This is a genomic window from Nocardia sp. FBN12, from assembly GCF_050320175.1.
In the GTDB taxonomy this organism is placed as follows: domain Bacteria; phylum Actinomycetota; class Actinomycetes; order Mycobacteriales; family Mycobacteriaceae; genus Nocardia.
Genome location: NZ_CP190048.1, coordinates 3,766,997 through 3,786,356 on the forward strand (window position 1 = coordinate 3,766,997; position 19,360 = coordinate 3,786,356).

The window sequence follows — 19,360 nt, forward strand, 5'->3', positions numbered from 1 at the left end:
TCGTCACCTGCTGGGAAACTCGCCGAGACCTCCCCGACTCGCGCACGGCCGCGAGACTCGTAGAGTGAGCGCGTGGTTTCACTGATCACCGAAGGCAGCGCGACTGATCGCGACGGCAAACCCTTTCCGCGGCGGCGGCCCGAGCTCTGGCTCGCGCTCGTCCTCGTGCTGGCTCTGGTGAGCCTGTTCGTCTGGATCACGGCGTTCCGAACCCGTGACGACAGCAACGAACCGATGGCGTGCAACGCGCCGAGCACGCCGACGGCCACCAACGCGGCGCAACCCGCGGCGCTGGGCACCCGGGTGGGTCCGACGCGGCTCGAAGAGGTCGACCCGGCGGCCCTGTCGGAGTCCAAGGTGCGGGTGTTCAACGCCAACGGCAAGAGCGGACAGGCGGGCAACATCGCCTCGGCACTGGCCGACCTCGGCTTCGCCGGCGCGCCGGGGACACAGGTCGGTAACGATCCGGTCTATGTCAGCGGCGACCTCACCTGCACCGGGCAGATCCGCTTCGGCGTGAACGGCCGGCCGGCCGCCGCCTCGGTCCAGCTGGTCGCGCCGTGCGCCGAGCTGATCGAGGATCCGCGCACCGACGACACCGTCGACCTGGTCCTCGGGCAAGCGTTCGGCGAATCCCTTCGCCCCGGCGCCGACGCCGAGGCGGTGCTCCGGTCGCTGAAGAACCTGGCCCCCGGCGCCAGCTCGTCCTCGATCGACCCGGAACTCCTCGACGCCGCGCGCGAAGTGAAGTGCTGAGCTATCGGCGGCCGGCGCCGCGGGTTTTCGGCCTGTTCCCTTGATCTTCCCTCCCGGCGGGCACTCCTTCGTCGCACCCTCTGGTCAGTCCAGATCAAGGCGGCCGAAACCTGGAATCTCAGTCCGGCAAGGCTGTCGGCGCGCCGACGCGGTCGAGTAGGTCGTTGAGGTCCTTGGCGATGCCGGGGGCCGCGACGACCGTCAGTTCGCCCGCGGCGCCGCCGACGGTGACCGGCGGGACGTGGACGACCGCGCCCGCTTCGGCGGCGATGAGGGCGCCCGCGGCCCAGTCCCACGCGTTGAGGCCGTGCTCGTAGTACGCCTCCAGCCTGCCCGCGGCGACGTGGCACAGATCCATGGCGGCGGCGCCGAGGCGGCGGATGTCGCGGATCCGCGGAAGGATCTCGGTGAGCAGCTCGGCCTGCCGGGCCCGGCGCGCGCTGCCGTAGGCGAAACCGGTGGCTACCAGGGCCACCGAGAGCGCGTCCTCGCTGCTGCAGCGCAGTGGCACGCGGGTGCCGTCCGGGCGCACAGCGTGGGAACCAGCGCCCAGTGCGGCGCTGTAGGTGGTCGCGGCGGCCACGTCGACCACGGCGCCCGCCACCGGCTTGCCATCGATCACCGCGCCCACCGACACGGCGTAGCCGGGCAGCCCGTAGAGGAAATTCACCGTGCCGTCGATCGGGTCGACGACCCAGGTGACGGTGCCAGGGGTGGTGGCGCCGACATCGCCGCCACCCTCCTCGCCCAGGATGGCGTCGGCGGGCCTGCGCTCGGCGAGCAGCCCACGGATCAACTGTTCGGATTCGGTGTCGACGATGGTGACCGGATCGGTGACGTGCCCCTTGGTGGCCACGGCACCCTCGAGCGGTCCGTCGGCGGCGAACACCTCGGGCCTGCGGGCACGAACATGCGCGGCGGCCGCCTCGGCGAGCTCGACGGCCAGGCGCCGCAATTGCTCGTAATCGGCGGATGTGATGGGGGCGGTTGCGTTCTCGGGCTCGGTGTATTCGGGCACGTACCCATCGCATCACATGTCGTGGCGCCTCGCTCGAGGGGTGACTACCGCTACTCTGCTCCGTGGTGTCTGTCAGACACATCGACCGCGTCAGCAAGGGGTTGAACCATGTCCACTCGGGGGCACGCATTCGGGATCGATATCGGCGGTAGCGGAGTGAAGGGCGCCGAGGTCGATCTGGCCACCGGTCTGCTCACCCACGACCGCATCAAGATCGCGACGCCGCAGCCGTCAACGCCCGCCGCCGTCGCCGCGGCGGTGACCGAACTGGTGACACAGGCAGGCTGGGAGGGTCCGGTCGGCATCACGATGCCGTGCGTGGTGCTCGACGGTCACGCCAGAACCGCGGCCAACATCGACCAGGCCTGGATCGGCACCGACGCCCGCGCGTTGTTCGCGAAGGCGCTCGGCGGGCGGTCGGTCACGGTGCTCAACGACGCCGACGCCGCGGGCCTTGCCGAGGACTCCTACGGCACCGCGCGCGACCTCAACGGGCTGACGCTGCTGCTCACCTTCGGCACCGGCATCGGCTCCGCGCTGCTCTACAACGGCGTGCTGGTACCCAACTCCGAGCTCGGCCATCTCAAGATCGACGGCGTCGACGCCGAGGATCTGGCCGCGGCCTCGGTCAAGGACAACGAGGACCTCACCTACCCGGATTGGGCACAGCGGGTGAGTCGCGTGTTGCGTCACATGGAGGATCTGTTCTGGCCGCAGGTGATCGTGGCGGGTGGCGGGATCAGCCGTGATCACGAACAGTGGATTCCCTTGCTCACCAACCGAACTCCCGTGATTCCGGCCGTATTGAAGAACACCGCGGGTATCGTCGGCGCGGCGATGGCCATCGATGCGGGCATCGCGCCGTAGCCCCGCGCGGCGGGTGACGCAACGCCTGGGTGGCATCGTGCCATGAGTACCCTGGTTGGATCGTTACAATGGAACACGTCCGGCGGTGAGCCGGTGAAACCTTCCGGCCGCGGCCGGTCGCGAGAAGGTCGGTGAACGAGCGCCGACTTCCCCCGGCCGACGCATCGCCGGTGCAACCCGACCGACCGCTCCGCCGGAAAACCACTCTGGCGTGACGCCGCACGAGACCGTCACGAAAGGGCGTACGTGGTAGCCACGAATACCCGTCAGACCGCCGACTCGGCCTCCGACGCCGATGCCGACGACGCCGCGAATCCGGCCAAGAAGGCGCCGGCTAAAAAGGCCGCCGCCAAAAAGGCCCCGGCGAAGAAGGCCGTAGCCAAGAAGGCGCCGGCGAAGAAGGCTGCCGCCAAGAAGGCTCCGGCCAAGAAGACCGCCGCGAAGAAGGCGACCTCGGGCGAGGGCGGTGAAGAGCAGCTCGACGACGAGTCGGTCGAGGTCGACGATCTCGGTGATCTCGAAGTCGCCGAGGACGAACTCGTCGGCGAGGAAGTCGTCGTCGAAGACGTCGCCGAGGAGACCGCCGAGGTCGCCGAGACCGCGGAGCCGTCCGAGAAGGACAAGGCATCCGGCGATTTCGTCTGGGACGAGGAGGAGTCCGAAGCGCTGCGCCAAGCACGCAAGGACGCCGAACTCACCGCCTCCGCCGACTCGGTGCGCGCCTACCTCAAGCAGATCGGCAAGGTCGCGCTGCTCAACGCGGAGGAGGAGGTCGAACTCGCCAAGCGGATCGAGGCCGGCCTGTTCGCCGCGGAGAAGATGCGCGAGTTCGCCGAGGCGGGCGAGAAGCTCTCGGTCACCACGCGCCGCGATTTCAACTGGATCGTGCGCGACGGCAACCGGGCCAAGAACCACCTGCTCGAGGCCAACCTGCGACTGGTCGTCTCGCTGGCCAAGCGCTACACCGGCCGCGGCATGGCGTTCCTGGACCTCATCCAGGAAGGCAACCTGGGTCTGATCCGCGCGGTCGAGAAGTTCGACTACACCAAGGGTTACAAGTTCTCGACCTACGCCACGTGGTGGATCCGTCAGGCCATCACCCGCGCCATGGCCGACCAGGCCCGCACCATCCGTATCCCGGTGCACATGGTCGAAGTGATCAACAAGCTCGGCCGCATCCAGCGCGAGCTGCTCCAGGACCTGGGCCGCGAGCCCACGCCGGAGGAGCTCGCCAAGGAAATGGACATCACGCCGGAGAAGGTGCTGGAGATCCAGCAGTACGCGCGTGAGCCCATCTCCCTGGACCAGACCATCGGCGACGAGGGCGACAGCCAGCTCGGTGACTTCATCGAGGATTCCGAGGCGGTCGTCGCGGTCGACGCGGTGAGCTTCACCCTGCTGCAGGATCAGCTGCAGTCGGTGCTGGAGACGCTGTCCGAGCGTGAGGCGGGCGTGGTGCGGTTGCGCTTCGGCCTCACCGACGGTCAGCCGCGCACCCTCGACGAGATCGGCCAGGTCTACGGCGTCACGCGTGAGCGCATCCGCCAGATCGAGTCGAAGACGATGAGCAAGCTGCGCCACCCGAGCCGTTCGCAGGTTCTGCGCGACTACCTCGACTAGCGGTTACTCGACAACGAGGCCCGTACCACCCGATTCGGTGGTACGGGCCTCGTTGTCGTTTCGGCAACTACATTCCCAGCGGTCTGCTTTATCCATCAGTACGCCGGGGTAATCGTTTCGTGATCAACCCCACACTGTCGAATTGCACTGCGGAGGACCCGGATTGGCGATCTTCACCGTATTGTCACATCCAGTTTTTCGTTCTACCGCCTCAAGTCTGCGGTATCGGCATTGAGGGTTCTGCACGCGTGCTCGACATCTATCACTTCAGCTACGGCTGGATCACCCCTGTTCTCGCGTATTTCATGTCTGTCACCGGATGTCTGCTCGGGCTGCAGTGCGCGGCGCGCGGCCGTAACGCCACCGAGGGACGCGTCGGCTGGCTCATCGGTGCCGCGGTCGCGATCGGCGGAACCGGTATCTGGGTCATGCATTTCATCGCCATGCTCGGCTTCACCATCCGCGGCGCCGATATTCGCTACGACATCCCGTTGACGCTGTTCAGCGCGATCACGGCGATGGTGGTGGTCGGGATCGGGCTGTTCATGGTGAACAAGCCGCAGCCGACCCTGCGCTCGCTGCTCTCCGGTGGCGTGATCACCGGCCTCGGTGTCGGGACCATGCACTACACCGGCATGTACGCGATGCGCTCCAGCGCGATCGTGCGATACGACCCGGCGATCGTGACACTGTCGATGGTGATCGCGGTGGTGGCGTCGGTCGTGGCGCTGTGGTTCACGTTGCGCGTCAAGGGTTTTCTCGCCACCGTGGGCGCGGCGCTGATCATGGGCGTGGCCGTGTGCGGCATGCACTACACCGGGATGGCGGCGATGCACGCGCACAGCGGACATCAGATCGCGCCCGCGTCCGGTGCCGATGCGATGGAACTGCTGGCACCGCTGATCGGGGTGAGCAGCATCGTCACCATGCTCGTGTTGATCAGCGTGAGCCTGACCGAGATCGAGAACGAGGAGGCGCTGCCGCGCATGTGGCTGACCTCGCGGCATCGTCCGCGACCGCGACCGGCCGAGCCCCTACCGCCGGTCGCGCCGCCCGTGCAGCACGAGTACCGCACGGAGGAACTGAGTTACGACGGTGCGGGCGCCTGGCCGCGCCGGGTCGTGGACTGATCAGGTCGTCGCGACACCCGAACGGCGCCTGACGAATTCGACGACCGGCTCGACGACCCGCGCCGCGATCGGCCCGAGGATCGCCATCAGCAGGACATAGGCCGACGCGAGCGCGGCGAGTTTCGCGTCGGCTTTGCCGTAGGCGACCGCCAAACTGGCGATGACGATGGAGAATTCGCCGCGCGCCACCAGCGCCGCGCCCGCTCGCGCGCGACCCATCCGCCGGATGCCCTGGCGACTCGCCGCCCACCAGCCGACCGCGACCTTCGTGCCGGTGGTCACCACCGCCAGCGCGACCGCCCACCCGAACACCGGGGGGATCGCGGTCGGGTCGATCGACAGGCCGAACGCGACGAAGAAGATCGCGGCGAACAGATCACGCAGCGGTTCCAGGAGTTTCGCGGCTTCGTGCGCGGTGGAGCCCGAGATGGCGATACCGAGCAGGAACGCGCCGACCGCGGCCGAGACGTTGAGCGCCGAGGCCGCGCCTGCCACCAGCAGGGCGGCGCCGAGCAGTTGCAACAGGAACACTTCACGATCGGCACTGTCGAGCACCGCCGTGACGACCCGCCCGAAACGCAGCGCGACCACGAGCACCACCGTGACCGTCGCCAGCGCGATGGCCAGCGAGATCAGCCCGCTCAGCAGACTCAACCCCGCCAGCATCATGGTCAGGATCGGTAGGTACACCGCCATCGCGAGGTCTTCGAACACCAGGATCGACAGCACCACCGGGGTCTCGCGGTTACCGAGGCGGCCCAGATCGTCGAGCACCTTGGCCACGATCCCGGACGACGAGATGTAGGTGACCCCGCCCAGCACCACGGCGCCGAGCACGCCCCAGCCCAGGATCAGCGCGACCGCGACACCGGGGAGCGCGTTGGCCACCAGGTCGAGCACCCCGGCCCCCCAGGAGCGACGCAGCCCGGTCATCAGCTCGGGGGCGGTGTACTCGAGCCCGAGCAGCAACAGCAGCAGCACGACGCCGATCTCGCTCGCCATGTGCCCGAACTCGGTGGCGACGTCGAGCTCGATGAACCCGCCGCGCCCGAAGGCCAGTCCGCCCAGCAGGTACAGCGGAATCGGCGACATCCCGAACCGGCCTGCCACTCGCCCGCAGATCCCCAGTGCGAACAAGATCACGCCGAGCTCGAGCAGCGCCAAGGCCTGCGAGGTCACGGCGTCTCAGCCGTGCACGAGAATCTTCGCGGCCGCGTCGAGGCCGTCCGGGGTGCCGACGACCACGAGCAGATCGCCCTCGGTGAAGGTGAAGTCCGGGCCGGGTGAGGGGTGCAGCTGACCGGCGCGCATCACCGCGACGATCGAGGTCTTGGTGCGGGTGCGCATACCGGTCTCGCCGAGGGTGCGTCCCGCATAGGGTGATTCGTCGACGATGCCGAGCTGGCGGGTGGTGATACCCGGCAGGTCTCGGTGGTCGTCGTTGAGTTTGGCGACCAGTTGCGGCGCGCCGAGCAGGTTCGCCAGCACCGACGCCTCGTCGGTGGACAGCGGCACCTGGGCGGCGATCGCGTCGGGGTCGTCGGGTTTGGACACGATCAGGTCGATGTCGCCGTCGCGGTGGGCGACCACTCCGACGCGCCGGCCCGACCTGACTTCGAAATCCTTACGCACTCCGATGCCCGGTAGCGCTGTGACGTCGACGTTCACCTCATCAACAGTAGCCGCGCGCGGAGCCGATTGTGGTCTACGCCACTCCCTCCCGGCGCGGTGTGGTGAACACGCCGTCAGGACCGGGCAGGTACGGCTGCGCGGCCAGCACCGCGGCGACCGGCAGCGGGGCGTAGAGGTGCGGGAACAGCATCGACGACGGATCGCTCGGCACGCCCGGCTCCCACTTCACCGCACCGGTGAACGCCGTCGGGCCCAGCCACAGCACGACCAGGTCGACGCGCCCGGCGAAGAGCCGGTTGGCGGGCAGGTGGACCTGCTCCGGGGTGGACAGGTGCACGAAGCCGGCGTCGGCCAGCGACGGCGGCCTGCGTTCGCCCGCGCGGCGCGCGTCTTCCCATTCTTGGGAAGAACACAGGTGAACAAGCGTGTGAGTGTCGGATGTCACGGGTAATCTCCGGGTAGACAACAGGTTCGGACGGTCAAGACCCTGTCACAACTCGATGATGTTCGGCCCGGTTCGGTGGTTGCGCCCCGTGCGTAACGAGCAACACCGCAGCGAGCGACGTATCGGTGAGTATCAGGATCGAGTGGGAGGTGGCATCAGCGCTTCGCGGGTGATCGGTAGGTGCTCGAGAATGCCGGCCGGCGGGTGTTCGCTTTCAGCGAAACCGCAGGTCTGTTATCGAAAACACAAAGATTCACTTCCGGGAACAAAGCCTGAACCCCGAACGTCTGACAGAGTAGTCGTACCACTGCTGGGAAGTAGCGGATGCGAGCCTCGTGGAGTGACCACGGGGCCCACACCTAGGCGAACGGCCACGCAGTGCCGGGAGCCGGGACGGAGGAGTCATGCCAGGAACCCTGACCAGCACCCCACTGACCGCAGTTGATCGTTGCGATCGTTGCGGGGCGGCTGCCCGAGTGCGTGCAGTTCTTCCCGCGGGTGGCGAGTTGCTCTTCTGCCAGCACCACGCGAATGAACACATGGACCGTTTGCGCGAACTCGAAGCCGTCATAGACACCGACGCAGCGCCCGCGATCTGACTACTCCTCGCGTCCGAAACAACCACATCTGACAACAGAAAATCCCGGCAGCGGGCGACCTGGACAAGGTCGCCCGCTGTTGTCGTATCCGGGTCGCGCCCTCAGGCGTCGGCGAGGAGACCGTCGACGAGGGTGGCCACGCCGTAGTCGAAGGCGCCGTCCGGGTCAGCGGGGGCCTGGTAGTGCTCGCCGACCACGGTGCCGACCCGGCCGGCCAGGGGGAATTCGCCGGCGGGCATCACCTGGGCGAGCAACGGACCGTTCACCGCCCACCAGTCCGCGTCGCTCAGTTGAGCGGCGGCGCCCGCGGCGGCGACGGCGAGGCGGGCGTTGCCGGTCGCGAAGTCGGTGAGCACGGCGATCGCGCGATCCATGGCCAGATCGCTCAGGCCGACGCCCTCGATGGCGGTCAGTTGACGTTCGTAGCGGCGCATCCTGGCCGGACCGAGGACCTGGCGCCACGGGGAGACTTCGAGCAGCCAGGGATGTTCGATCAGTTCGGTCCTGATCTGGGTGGCGATGGCGATCATGCGTTCCCGGACGGGCAGGTCGGCCGGAATCGGGATGTCCGCGGCGACGGCGTCGACCATGAGCACGATCAGTGCGTCCTTGCTGGGGACATAGGTGTAGAGGCTCATCGCGCGCAGGCCGAGTTCCGTGGCGACCGCGCGGATCGTCAGCTTGTCGATGCCGTCCCGGTCGGCGAGGGTGATGCCCGCCGCGACCACGTCGTCGACGGTGAGGCCCGGTTTCGGGCCGCGCGTGCCCGGTTTGGCCGGGAGCGAGTGGCGCCACAGCAGTTCGAGGATCTGGGTGGCGTGCGCGGTCTTGTCGTCGGTCGGCACGGGTACCCCTGCCTTCTTTCTGGCACTCGGGAACAAACTCGGTACAGTGTACGTTATTCGTTTGCCCGCCGCCTCGATCGTCAGGAGAACGTTCTGCTCGCCATTCAGGCCACCTACCTGCCCGACCGTCACCTGTTCGCGCTGTGGACGTGGACCGGGCACGACGCCGGCCCCGCGCCGACGGGAATCGGCGATCCGGAACAGCTCGCCCTCGCGCTGCCCGTCGGCGAGCGTGGCGCGATCGAGCCCGTCGAGATAGCGACCGCCGTGGTGACAGCCGCCGAACTCGCGGACCTCACGATCGACGATCTCGCTCCGTCAGGCCTCGCCTGGCGGGCCCTGCTGGCCGCTCAGCCGACGCCCGGCGATATCGGCGCGCGTCAGCGGTCGAGCCGCCGGAGCGGGCAGGTCGAATCGCCCGGCGCGGCGACTGGACCACTGCCTGTCGCCGCGCATGCCGTGCCGGATGCGGTCGGGACCGCGATCGTGTCGGCCGAGCGGGCGGCGCGGGTGTTGCGCGAGACGCGGGCGCTCGATGGGGAGCTCGCGGGGGTTGTCGACGCCACCCTGCGGCCCTATCAGGTGCGTGGGGTGGGGTGGTTGCGCGAGACCGTTGCCGCGTACGGCGGGGCGGTGCTGGCCGACGAGATGGGTCTCGGGAAGACCGTGCAGACGATCGGGTTCCTGCAGGGGCGCGCGGACGGGCCACAGCTGGTGGTGTGTCCGACCTCGCTGGTGGGCAACTGGGTGCACGAGATCGAACGGTTCGCGCCGGGGTTGAAAGCGGTGTCGTGGCGTGGCGGCGCGGTGTCCGCGGGGGCCGGGACTGTGGTCGTCACCGGGTACCCGACGTTGCGGCTGCACGGGGCGGCGCTGACCGGTGAGCAGTGGGCGACCGTGGTGTTCGACGAGGCGCAGGCGCTGAAGAATCCGCGCACCCAGGTGTCGAAGGCGGCGCGCGCGTTGACCACCGACGCGAAGGTCGCGCTGACCGGAACGCCGGTGGAGAACCACCTCGACGAACTGTTCGCACTGCTCAATCTCACCGTGCCGCGACTGTTCGCGCATCGCACGCAGTTCCGGCGCCGGTTCGTCCGGCCGATCGAAGAGGGTTCGGCCACGGCGGCGGCCCGGCTGCGCGACGCGGTGGAGCCGGTTGTCCTGGGGCGCAAGAAACTTCAGGTGGCGGCGTCGCTGCCCGCGAAGATCCACAGTGATCTGCTGTGCGATCTGACCGCCGAGCAGGAGCGGGTGTACGACACGGTGCTCGCCGAGGCCCTCGACGAGGGCTTCGGTTCCGGCCTGCAACGACAGGGACGCGTGCTGGCCGCGCTGACCCACCTCAAGCAGGTGTGCAATCACCCCGGACTGGTCTCGGGTGACCTCGACGACATCGCGGGCCGCTCCGGCAAACTCGACCTCTGCACCGACATCGTGGCCACCAACCTCGACACCGGTGATCCCACGCTGATCTTCACCCAGTACCGCAAGACCGGCGACCTGCTGGCGCGGCACCTGACCGAACAGTTCGGGATCGAGGCGCCGTTCTTCCACGGCGGGCTCGACGCCACCCAGCGCGGCGACCTCGTCACCCGGTTCCAGGCGCCAGACGGCCCGCCGGTGCTGATCCTGAGCCTGCGCGCCGCGGGCACCGGCCTCACCCTCACCCGCGCGGCCGATGTGATCCACTTCGATCGCTGGTGGAATCCGGCCGTGGAGGCGCAGGCATCGGATCGGGCGCACCGGATCGGGCAGACCCGCACTGTCACCGTCACCACCTTGACCAGCGCCACCACGGTGGAGGAACACATCGCGGCGATGCACACCCGAAAGTCCGCCCTGACTGATCTGTCCGATGCCGCGGGCATCGCCGAACTGGCCCGCCTCGACGACGACGCCCTCGTCGACATCCTGCGCCGGAAGCGAGGGAACTGATGCCCGACAACGAATTCGGTTACACCCCATGGGGCATGGACTGGGTGCGCCTGGCCGAACCGCTGCGCCAGACCCGCCCGGAACCCCTGCTGCCCCGAGCCCGCAGCATCGCCCGCAACGACGGTGCGCGCCTCGAGATCGAGGGCCGAACTGTGCGCGCGCACCTGCATCGCGGCGGCCAGGCCTCGATCGCGCACGTCGAGGTGGCACCGCTGTCCCGGGCGGCGGTGACCGCGATCGGTCAGACGATCACCGACCCGACCGTGTTCACCGACGAGATGCACCGGGCACTGCTCGACGCCGGGCACTCCCCCGCGCCGACCCTGGTGAGCACCGATTGCTCCTGCTCGGCGCGGACCGCGCGCTGCGTGCACGTGTTCGCGACGCTGTACACGATCGCGCGCAGGGTCGACGAGAACCCGCGCGTCGCACTGGAATTGCAGGGGTACTTCGACACGACCGCCGAATCCGATGCGCCCGCGCCGGAGCAACGCTGGACTCCCCTGCACACCCTCGACCCGGCCGACTTCTTCGACGCCGTCCACTAGTCGACCGGCCGACGAGATGTGCTGCGCAAGGGACATCCGCGAGACCTGCCGTGCCGAAGCCGGCAGGTGCACAGAGATCGTGATGCGCCCGCCGCTCAGGCGTTGGTACCGCCGTCGACGGTGAGGATCGCGCCGGTGATCGACCGGCCCGACGGGCCCGCGAGGAAGGCGACCAGATCGGCCACATCGGCGGCGGCACCGAAACGGCCCAGCGCGTTGAACTCTCGTTGGGTCGGGGCGTGCCCGCTGTCGGCGGGGTTCATGTCGGTGTCGGTCGGGCCGGGCTGGACGAGGTTGACGGTGATGCCGCGCGGACCCAGTTCGCGCGCAAGGGCTTTGGTGAAACCATTGAGAGCCGACTTGCTCAGGTTGTACAGCGACAGTCCGCCGAAGAGCGCGCGTTCGGACAGGTTGGAGCCGATGGAGATGATCCGGCCACCGTCACCGAGATACGGCAGGGCGGCCTGGCCAGCGACGAAGGCGGCGCGGGCGTGGATGTTCAGCGCGCGGTCGATCTCGTCGAGGGTGAACTCCTCGTAGGGCTTGGCCGGGAAGATGCCCGCATTGTTCACGAGCACATCGAGACCGCCCAGTTCCCGCGCGGTCCGTTCCACGGCGGCGACGACCTGCGCGGCGTCGGCGCTGTCGGCCATGATCGGCAGCGCCCGCCTGCCCAGCGCCTCGATCTCGGACGCGACCGCCTTGGCGGCGACCTCGTCGCGCTGATAGGTGAACGCCACATCGGTGCCCGCGGCGGCCAGCGCGCGGGCGATGGCCGCGCCGATCCCGCGGCTCGCGCCGGTCACCATGGCCACGGTGTTGCTGCTCGTCATCAGGCTCGCTCCAATTTTGTAGTGGTCGATACATAAATAGACGAGCGCATGCGCGGCACTCCGTCAAGAGTTTCTTAACGATCGGTACAGAATTGGTCGGCGGCTGCCGCGACCATCGGCACACGCGGTATATTTACCGATCGGCACAGAAAGGTTTCCCGATGGCAGAACGCGGCCGCCCACGCGGTTTCGACCGTGACATCGCCCTGCGCCGCGCGATGGAAGTGTTCTGGGAACTCGGCTACGACAGCGCCTCGATGAGCGATCTCACCACCGCCATGGGCATCAACTCCCCCAGCCTCTACGCCGCGTTCGGCGACAAGGAGGCCCTGTTCCGCGCCGCCGTCGAGCTCTACGGCCGCAGCGAGGGTTCACACACGGCCAGGGCGCTACGCGAGCAACCCACCGCCTACGCCGCGGTCGAGGCCATGCTGCGCGACAATATCGCCACCTACACCGATCCCGGCGTGCCGAACGGCTGCATGGTGGTGCTCGCGGGCGCGACCTACGCCACCCGCACCGCGTCGGTCCGCGAATTCCTGGCCGAAGCCCGCCGCCGCACCACCGCCGACATCCGCGACCGCCTCGACCGTGGCGTCGTCGAGGGCGACCTCGCGCCCGGCACCGAAACAGCGTCGCTCGCAATGCTGTACAGCACTGTGCTGTACGGGCTGTCGATCCAGGCCAGAGACGGCGTCAGCCCCGACGAGCTGAGTGCCGCCGTCGACAGTGCCATGCAGACACTCGCCGCCGCGACACGCTAGGCGACGCAGCTTCGGTCGGATCTCTCAGAGTCGGCGCAGGGCGGCGATACGTTCGCCCAACTGGTCGACACTCGCCAAGGCCGTTGGCGGACCACCACACTCGCGGCGCAGCTCGCCGTGGATCACGCCGTGCGGCTTGCCGGTGCGGTGGTGGTGCATCGCGACGAGGCTGTTGAGTTCGCGGCGCAGCTCGCCCAGCTTGTCGGAGGTGGCGACGCGCTCGGCGACGGGCGCGACCTGCGGGGCGGACTCCTGGGCGGCGCTGCGGTCGGCGAGCTGGCGGGTCTGCCGGTCGCGCAGCAGCGCGCGCATCTGGTCGGCGTCGAGCAGACCGGGGATGCCCAGGTAGTCGGCTTCCTCGTCGCTGCCCGCGATGGTGGCGGTGCCGAAGGAGGAGCCGTCGTAGATCACCTGGTCGAGTTCGGCGTCGGCGGCCAGTGCCACGAAGGATTTCTCGTCCTCGCCGGGCTCGTCCTTGGCCTTGTTCGCGTCCATCAGGAGCTCGTCGTCGAGGCCGTCCTTCTCGCGATGCGGCTTGCCGATGACGTGATCGCGCTGCAATTCGAGCTGGGCGGCCAGATCCAGCAGCACCGGCACCGACGGCAGGAACACGCTCGCGGTCTCGCCCGGTTTGCGGGCACGCACGAAACGGCCGATGGCCTGCGCGAAGTACAACGGGGTCGACGCGCTGGTGGCGTAGACGCCCACGGCGAGGCGCGGCACGTCGACACCTTCGGACACCATGCGCACCGCCACCATCCACGGCTGGGTGCCCTTGCCGAACTCACCGATCCGCTGCGAGGACTGGGGGTCGTCGGACAGCACCACCGTTGGCCGCTCACCACAGATGTGTTCGAGCAGTTCGGCGTAGTCGCGGGCCCGTTCCTGGTCGGTGGCGATCACCAGCCCGCCCGCGTCGGGCATGCCGGAGGCGCGCAGCTGACGCAGCCGCATGTCCGCCGCGCGCAACACCGCCGAGATCCAGTCGCCCGCCGGGTCGAGAGCCGTGCGCCAGGCCCGTGCGGTGTGCTCGGCGCTGAGCGGCTCGCCGAGGCGGGCGGTGTGTTCCTCGCCCGCGCTGTCGCGCCAGTGCGCGTCACCGGAGTAGGCCAGGAACACCACCGGACGCACGACGCCGTCGGCGAGGGCGTCGGCGTAGCCGTAGGAGTGGTCGGCGCGCGAGCGCGGGAATCCACCTTCGTCGGGCTCGTAGGTGACGAACGGGATCTTCGAATCGTCACTGCGGAACGGGGTTCCGGTCAGCGCGAGCCGGCGCGTCGCGTCGCCGAACGCCTCCTCGGTGGCCTCGCCCCAGGTCTTGGCGTCACCCGCGTGGTGGATCTCGTCGAGAATCACCAGCGTGCGCCGGTTCTCGGTACGCACCCGGTGCCGAGTGGGGTGGGCGGCAACCTGCGCATAGGTCACCACGACGCCGTGATAATCGCCGGAGGTCGCGCCGGTGGAATTGGAGAAGCGCGAGTCGAGCTGGATGCCGGTGCGCGCGGCCGCGGCGGACCACTGGTGCTTGAGGTGTTCGGTCGGGGCGACGACGGTTATCTGGTCCACCGTCCGATCGGCCAGCAACTCCGCGGCAACCCGCAGCGCGAAGGTGGTCTTACCGGCGCCGGGCGTCGCGACCGCGAGGAAGTCGCGCGGCTTGGTGGCCAGGTACTTCGTCAACGCGCGACGCTGCCAGGCGCGCAAGGAACCCGACGGGGCACCTCCCGCGGCAGTCTCGCCCGGTGTCCCCGCTTGCTTCGCCGTAGCGGCGCCACCCGACCCAGTCACGCAGACGACCCTAGCCGCCCGATGCGGCGTGTCGCCAAACCGACGCGGGGTGGGCGACAGGCATCACAGCCGCACCCGTGGTCACCGGCCATTTACCTGTTACCCGCCGACACGATGCCCAGCCCGCACCACGCCGACCACCGTCGTGGGGGATGCTTGACCACGAGATGAGCAACGACCAGGTCCCGGCTGCCGACGCGACGCACCAACCGCAGGCGCTCGCGCCCGGCGACGCGCCCGCCTGCCCCACCAGCGGTGCGCACGCCGCCCCGCAACGTCACAGCGATCGACCGTGGTGGGCCCGGTGGCTGTCGACGGCATGGCGACTGGTGGCCCGGGTCGCGGTGAAGTGCTGGGACAACTCGATCTTCGACAAGTCCGCGGCCGCGGCGTTCTGGCAGACCCTGTCGCTGGCACCGCTGCTGCTCGGCCTGCTCGGCAGCCTCGGCTATGTGGGCGGGTTGTTCGGGCCCGACACCCTGCAGATCGTCGAGAGCAAGATCATCGCGTTCAGCCGCGAGTTCTTCAGCCCGTCGGTGGTCTCCGATCTGATCGAACCGACGGTCGACGACGTGCTCGGCAAGGGTCGCGGCGCGGTGGTGTCGGTGGGCTTCGTGCTGTCGCTGTGGGCCGGATCCTCGGCGATGGCCACCTTCGTCGACGCCATCGTGGCGGCGCACGGGCAGCAGGATGCCCGGCATCCGATCTGGCAGCGGATCTTCGCGCTGTTGCTGTACGTGCAGTTCCTGGTGGCCGCGGTGCTGATCCTGCCGGTGATCGCGCTGGGACCGACCCGGATCGGGCGGGTACTGCCCGACGCGTGGCGCGAGCCCGGCTTGCGGCTGATCGATGGGTTCTACTACCCGATCGTCGGTGTGCTGCTGATCGTCGGGCTGACCACGCTCTACAAGCTGGCCCTGCACAAATCGCTGCCGTGGCATCGGCTCTTCGGCGGCGCGCTGGTGGCCGGGGTGTTCTTCCTGGCGGCCAGCGACCTGCTGCGCCGGTATCTGTCCTGGATCTCCGAGACCGGGGTGAGTTACGGCGCGCTGGCCACCCCTATCGCGTTCCTGCTGTTCACGTACTTTCTCGGCTTCGCGGTGATCCTCGGTGCGGAGTTCAACGCCGCCGTGCAGGAGTTCTGGCCCGCCCGAGCCACCCGGATCGAGCAGGTCAAAGATTGGATCACCAGCCAGGTGCGCGGTGACGACGACGAGCACGACGACATCGCCGGGGCCTCACCCGAGACACCGGCGTCACCTACCGAGCGATCGGCTCAGTCGCCGTCTTTGCGCAAGCCCTCGTAGACCTTCTTGCAGTCCGGGCACACGGGCGAGCCGGGCTTGGCCGAACGCGTCACCGGGAAGACCTCGCCGCACAGGGCGACGACCATCGTGCCCATCACGGCACTCTCGGCGATCCGGTCCTTCTTCACGTAATGGAAGAATTTGGGGGTGTCGTCGCTGGTCGTCTCGTCGGTCGTGGTTTCCGGGCGTACCAGAGTGTCTGTACTCACGCCTTCCATGATGCCGCATCCCCCGCCCGGTCCGCTGACCAGCCGCGTGTGCGCTCGACGACGCCGGGTGGAAGACTTGCGGTATGCAGTCCTACGGCGATGCCTCCAGCGCCGACGAACCGAAGCCGGACCCGGACGTGACCATGCCCGCCGAGCCCACGCCCTCGCGTGGGTTCTTCCGGCCCGCCGCCGCCGAACACGCGGTGCTGATCACCGAGGCCGCGCCCTCGCTCGACGACCAGCATCGCGCCAGGGTGCGCCGCTACACGTTCATCATGGCCTTCCGGATCCCCTGCCTGATCCTGGCCGCGATCGCCTACAGCGCGTTCGAGAACCCGCTGCTCTCGATCCTGATCATCGCCGCCTCGGTGCCGCTGCCGTGGATCGCGGTGCTGATCGCCAACGACCGGCCGCCGCGCACCAAGGACGAACCCAGCCGCTGGGACGGCCGCGCGAACCAGATCGCGCTGGAATCCGGGCAGCACAAGACGCTCGAGTAGGCAGTCGGCGCCGCGGGTGCTGTCGCACCCTTCACGCGGTCCGGATCAAGGCGGCCGAGAACCGGCGGGATTCGTTCACACGGTGACTTTCGGTCTGCGGACCAGCATCGACATGACGGCGGCGATGCCGCAGAGGGCACCTGCCAGATACCAGGCGAGGTCGTAGGAACCCTGCAGGTCGCGGATGAAGCCGGCGCCGGTGGCGGCGATGGCGGCGCCGACCTGGTGGGCGGCGAAGACCCAGCCGAACGCGATCGGGCCGTCGGCGCCGAAGAGTTCGCGGCACAGCAACACGGTCGGCGGGACGGTCGCGATCCAGTCCAGGCCGTAGAACACGATGAACACCCACATGCTCGGCTCGGTGTGCGGGCCGAGCAGCGAGGGCAGGATCAGTAGCGAGAGCCCACGCAGCGAGTAGTAGCCGAGCAGCAGGTAGCGCGGATCGACGCGGTCGGAGAGCCAGCCGGAGGCGATGGTGCCCGCCACATCGAAGATCCCCACCAGCGCGAGGAGTCCGGCCGCGGTGGTCGGCGGCATGCCGTGGTCGTGCGCCGCGGTGACGAAATGGGTGCCGACCAAGCCGTTCGTCGAAGCACCACAGATCGCGAAACCGCCCGCCAGTAGCCAGAATCCGGGTCGGCGCGCGGCGGAGGCCAGCACCTTCAACGCCCGGTTGGCACCGCCCGCGATCGGGACTCGCGCGCCCGCGTCCGAACCGGCGGGCGCCCCGTAGGCGCGCACACCGACATCGCTGGGGTAGTCGCGCACGAACAGCCAGACCAGCGGCACCACCGACAGCGCCACCGCCGCCACGATCAAGGACGGCAGCCGCCAGCCGTGCTCGGTGGCCAGCATCGACACCAGCGGCAGGAACACCAGCTGGCCGGTGGCGCCCGCCGCGGTGAGCACTCCGGTGACCAGGCCACGACTCTGGACGAACCAGCGACCGGTGATGGTCGCGACGAACGGCATGGACATCGACCCGACGCCGACACCCACCAGCAGTCCCCACGTGGCCACCAGCTGCCACGCCTGGGTCATGAACACCGTCAGCCCGCTGCCCGCGGCGATCAGCACCAGCGCCGAACACACCACCTTGCGGATGCCGAATCGGTCCATCAGCGCAGCGGCGAACGGCGAGATCAGGCCGTAGAGCAGCATATTCAGCGAGATGGCGGTGGAGATCGTGGCGTGTGACCAACCGAATTCGGTGTGCAGCGGATCAATCAGGACGCTGGGGACCGAGCGGAAGGCGGCCGCGCCGAGCAGGGCCACGAAGCCGACACCCGCCACGATCCACGCGGGATGAAGCCGACGACGGTCGTCGGTGACCGATGCCGGTGCGGGAGTGAGGTTGTCGGCCGGGTCGTCGCCGGTGGGCGGCAGAGACGCACGTAAATCGGTCACTCGGCTAGCGTGCCGGATCGATGCCGGACGAACGAGTGGCCGGTGTGACATGTTTCGTCAACATCCTGCCAGCGATCGCCTTCAGGAGCACCGCGTCCTGTGCGGTGAGGCCGACTACGGGGTCGGACCGACGCGTGTCACCGACCATCGAAAGCGCTGCGCACGAAGCACCGTGACGGCGGAGCCCCACGTACCGCGCCGACAAGGCTGTCGACAGCGGCACCCGGGCCGCCTACCGTTCGGACAGGACCACCCGCGCTGTCCTGCAGGGCGGGCGTATCCGGCTGACAGCTCGCCGGTGCCCCATATCGGAAGGGAGACAGCATGATTCGCTGGACCTGGGCCTTTCTCGACCGTCCCGTCGATACATTCGCCGCCTGCGCGCGGTTCTGGGCGACGGTCACCGACTCCACCGTGTCGGCGCCGCGCGGCGACAACGATGAGTTCGTCACGCTGCTGCCCGCGAGCGGTCCCGCGTGGATCAAGATGCAAGCGGTCTGCGATGACGGTGGCATCCATCTCGACCTGGACGTCGACGACATCCCCGCGGCGGTAGCGACCGCGACCGGACTCGGCGCCCGCGTCGTCGCCGAGCCTGCTGCGTACACGATTATGGAATCGCCTGCGGGACAGACGTTCTGCTTCACTCCCGCGGCCGAGCAGGCGCGCCCGCACCCGGCACCGGTCACGGTCACCACCGCGCCCGACGGCACGGTCACCCGCCTCGACCAGATCTGCCTCGACCTCGCCCCCGCCGACATCGATGCCGACACCGCCTTCTGGCAAGCGCTCACCGAGTGGACACCCGGGCCGAGCAGCCGTCCGGAATACGCCCGCCTGCGTGGCCCCGATCAGCCACTGCACTTCCTGCTCCAACGCCTCGACGACCCCCGCCCCGCAGGCGCCCACGCCGACTTCGCCGCCTCGAACATCGCCGCCGCTGCCGCCTGGCACGAATCCCTCGGCGCCACCCGGGTCACCGACGCCGAACACTGGATCGTCCTGCGCGACCCCGGAAACGCCCTGTACTGCGTGACAGCGAGAGACCCCTACACCGGCTGAGCCACCGCTGCCCGGGCAGCGATCCACGGCGCTGCGCTCGGCGACACGCAGCGCAGCTGGTCGATCTCCGCACTCGCGGTCCTGGCAGAGTGAGC

20 protein-coding genes are annotated in these 19,360 nt (G+C 68.9%); 11 read left to right on the forward strand and 9 right to left on the reverse strand.

Annotation, left to right across the window (positions count from 1 at the left end; translation table 11 throughout):
- Positions 1–72 precede the first annotated feature (72 nt).
- Positions 73–756, forward strand: a complete 684-nt coding sequence (cei, locus tag ACQHI0_RS18115; RefSeq protein ID WP_427903059.1) for an envelope integrity protein Cei — start codon at positions 73–75, stop codon at positions 754–756.
- Between the two features lie 118 nt (positions 757–874).
- Here cei and ACQHI0_RS18120 read toward each other — a convergent pair whose 3' ends face one another.
- On the reverse strand, positions 875–1,774 hold the full coding sequence (locus ACQHI0_RS18120; protein WP_427903060.1) for an inositol monophosphatase family protein: 900 nt from the start codon (positions 1,772–1,774) through the stop codon (positions 875–877).
- A 108-nt stretch (positions 1,775–1,882) separates the two neighbouring features.
- On the opposite strand from ACQHI0_RS18120, the gene ppgK reads away from it, so the two are divergent.
- The 3 genes from ppgK (at position 1,883) to ACQHI0_RS18135 (ending at position 5,391) form a co-directional block, all read left to right on the forward strand.
- On the forward strand, positions 1,883–2,641 hold the full coding sequence (ppgK, locus tag ACQHI0_RS18125; RefSeq protein ID WP_427903061.1) for a polyphosphate--glucose phosphotransferase: 759 nt from the start codon (positions 1,883–1,885) through the stop codon (positions 2,639–2,641).
- A 246-nt stretch (positions 2,642–2,887) separates the two neighbouring features.
- Positions 2,888–4,261, forward strand: a complete 1,374-nt coding sequence (locus tag ACQHI0_RS18130) for an RNA polymerase sigma factor (protein WP_427903062.1) — start codon at positions 2,888–2,890, stop codon at positions 4,259–4,261.
- 248 nt (positions 4,262–4,509) lie between these two features.
- Complete coding sequence (locus ACQHI0_RS18135; RefSeq protein WP_427903063.1) at positions 4,510–5,391, forward strand: MHYT domain-containing protein; 882 nt, start codon at positions 4,510–4,512, stop codon at positions 5,389–5,391.
- Here ACQHI0_RS18135 and ACQHI0_RS18140 read toward each other — a convergent pair whose 3' ends face one another.
- From ACQHI0_RS18140 to ACQHI0_RS18150, 3 genes are read right to left on the reverse strand one after another with little or no spacing between them, the layout of a single operon-like run.
- Positions 5,392–6,570 carry a cation:proton antiporter gene (locus tag ACQHI0_RS18140; RefSeq protein WP_427903064.1) on the reverse strand — a complete coding sequence of 393 codons (1,179 nt, stop codon included), beginning with the start codon at positions 6,568–6,570 and terminating at the stop codon, positions 5,392–5,394.
- A 6-nt stretch (positions 6,571–6,576) separates the two neighbouring features.
- On the reverse strand, positions 6,577–7,059 hold the full coding sequence (locus tag ACQHI0_RS18145) for a TrkA C-terminal domain-containing protein (protein ID WP_266291003.1): 483 nt from the start codon (positions 7,057–7,059) through the stop codon (positions 6,577–6,579).
- A gap of 37 nt (positions 7,060–7,096) precedes the next feature.
- Positions 7,097–7,468, reverse strand: coding sequence for a DUF952 domain-containing protein (locus ACQHI0_RS18150; RefSeq protein WP_427903065.1), 372 nt, complete (start codon positions 7,466–7,468; stop codon positions 7,097–7,099).
- A gap of 404 nt (positions 7,469–7,872) precedes the next feature.
- On the opposite strand from ACQHI0_RS18150, the gene ACQHI0_RS18155 reads away from it, so the two are divergent.
- Positions 7,873–8,067, forward strand: coding sequence for a DUF7455 domain-containing protein (locus ACQHI0_RS18155; protein WP_266291007.1), 195 nt, complete (start codon positions 7,873–7,875; stop codon positions 8,065–8,067).
- A 101-nt stretch (positions 8,068–8,168) separates the two neighbouring features.
- Here the strand turns inward: ACQHI0_RS18155 and ACQHI0_RS18160 are convergent, their stop codons facing one another.
- Positions 8,169–8,912, reverse strand: a complete 744-nt coding sequence (locus ACQHI0_RS18160; RefSeq protein ID WP_427903066.1) for a TetR/AcrR family transcriptional regulator — start codon at positions 8,910–8,912, stop codon at positions 8,169–8,171.
- 132 nt (positions 8,913–9,044) lie between these two features.
- On the opposite strand from ACQHI0_RS18160, the gene ACQHI0_RS18165 reads away from it, so the two are divergent.
- Entirely contained in the window at positions 9,045–10,847 is a 1,803-nt protein-coding gene (locus tag ACQHI0_RS18165; RefSeq protein WP_427909202.1) for a DEAD/DEAH box helicase, read from the forward strand.
- Positions 10,847–11,395: a hypothetical protein gene (locus ACQHI0_RS18170; protein WP_427903067.1), complete on the forward strand. Its 549-nt coding sequence runs from the start codon at positions 10,847–10,849 to the stop codon at positions 11,393–11,395. Before ACQHI0_RS18165 ends, ACQHI0_RS18170 begins: the two co-directional genes overlap by 1 nt.
- A 95-nt stretch (positions 11,396–11,490) precedes the next feature.
- On the opposite strand, the gene ACQHI0_RS18175 is transcribed toward ACQHI0_RS18170, so the two are convergent.
- Positions 11,491–12,228, reverse strand: a complete 738-nt coding sequence (locus tag ACQHI0_RS18175; RefSeq protein WP_427903068.1) for an SDR family NAD(P)-dependent oxidoreductase — start codon at positions 12,226–12,228, stop codon at positions 11,491–11,493.
- 161 nt (positions 12,229–12,389) lie between these two features.
- Here ACQHI0_RS18175 and ACQHI0_RS18180 point away from each other — a divergent pair, with 161 nt between their 5' ends.
- Positions 12,390–12,992: a TetR/AcrR family transcriptional regulator gene (locus tag ACQHI0_RS18180; RefSeq protein ID WP_427903069.1), complete on the forward strand. Its 603-nt coding sequence runs from the start codon at positions 12,390–12,392 to the stop codon at positions 12,990–12,992.
- Between the two features lie 24 nt (positions 12,993–13,016).
- On the opposite strand, the gene ACQHI0_RS18185 is transcribed toward ACQHI0_RS18180, so the two are convergent.
- Positions 13,017–14,696: a DEAD/DEAH box helicase gene (locus tag ACQHI0_RS18185; RefSeq protein ID WP_427909203.1), complete on the reverse strand. Its 1,680-nt coding sequence runs from the start codon at positions 14,694–14,696 to the stop codon at positions 13,017–13,019.
- A gap of 236 nt (positions 14,697–14,932) precedes the next feature.
- Between ACQHI0_RS18185 and ACQHI0_RS18190 the strand changes: the two genes are divergently transcribed.
- Positions 14,933–16,087, forward strand: coding sequence for a YihY/virulence factor BrkB family protein (locus ACQHI0_RS18190; RefSeq protein WP_427903070.1), 1,155 nt, complete (start codon positions 14,933–14,935; stop codon positions 16,085–16,087).
- Here ACQHI0_RS18190 and ACQHI0_RS18195 read toward each other — a convergent pair.
- Positions 16,057–16,296, reverse strand: a complete 240-nt coding sequence (locus ACQHI0_RS18195; RefSeq protein WP_056815556.1) for a DUF3039 domain-containing protein — start codon at positions 16,294–16,296, stop codon at positions 16,057–16,059. The genes ACQHI0_RS18190 and ACQHI0_RS18195 overlap by 31 nt on opposite strands.
- 143 nt (positions 16,297–16,439) lie before the next feature.
- On the opposite strand from ACQHI0_RS18195, the gene ACQHI0_RS18200 reads away from it, so the two are divergent.
- Positions 16,440–16,796: a DUF3099 domain-containing protein gene (locus tag ACQHI0_RS18200; RefSeq protein ID WP_427909204.1), complete on the forward strand. Its 357-nt coding sequence runs from the start codon at positions 16,440–16,442 to the stop codon at positions 16,794–16,796.
- 75 nt (positions 16,797–16,871) lie between these two features.
- Here the strand turns inward: ACQHI0_RS18200 and ACQHI0_RS18205 are convergent, their stop codons facing one another.
- Entirely contained in the window at positions 16,872–18,203 is a 1,332-nt protein-coding gene (locus ACQHI0_RS18205; RefSeq protein ID WP_427903071.1) for an MFS transporter, read from the reverse strand.
- A gap of 324 nt (positions 18,204–18,527) precedes the next feature.
- Here ACQHI0_RS18205 and ACQHI0_RS18210 point away from each other — a divergent pair, with 324 nt between their 5' ends.
- Complete coding sequence (locus ACQHI0_RS18210; protein WP_427903072.1) at positions 18,528–19,265, forward strand: VOC family protein; 738 nt, start codon at positions 18,528–18,530, stop codon at positions 19,263–19,265.
- The last annotated feature ends 95 nt before the right edge of the window (positions 19,266–19,360 follow it).

Bases quoted from the DNA above. Each gene is read 5' to 3' on its own strand.
- ACQHI0_RS18210 (WP_427903072.1), top strand. From the start codon at position 18,528: ATGATTCGCTGGACCTGGGCCTTTCTCGACCGTCCCGTCGATACATTC.
- ACQHI0_RS18180 (WP_427903069.1), top strand. From the start codon at position 12,390: ATGGCAGAACGCGGCCGCCCACGCGGTTTCGACCGTGACATCGCCCTG.
- ppgK (WP_427903061.1), top strand. From the start codon at position 1,883: ATGTCCACTCGGGGGCACGCATTCGGGATCGATATCGGCGGTAGCGGA.
- ACQHI0_RS18170 (WP_427903067.1), top strand. From the start codon at position 10,847: ATGCCCGACAACGAATTCGGTTACACCCCATGGGGCATGGACTGGGTG.
- ACQHI0_RS18175 (WP_427903068.1), bottom strand. From the start codon at position 12,228: ATGACGAGCAGCAACACCGTGGCCATGGTGACCGGCGCGAGCCGCGGG.
- ACQHI0_RS18190 (WP_427903070.1), top strand. From the start codon at position 14,933: ATGCTTGACCACGAGATGAGCAACGACCAGGTCCCGGCTGCCGACGCG.
- ACQHI0_RS18200 (WP_427909204.1), top strand. From the start codon at position 16,440: ATGCCCGCCGAGCCCACGCCCTCGCGTGGGTTCTTCCGGCCCGCCGCC.
- ACQHI0_RS18155 (WP_266291007.1), top strand. From the start codon at position 7,873: ATGCCAGGAACCCTGACCAGCACCCCACTGACCGCAGTTGATCGTTGC.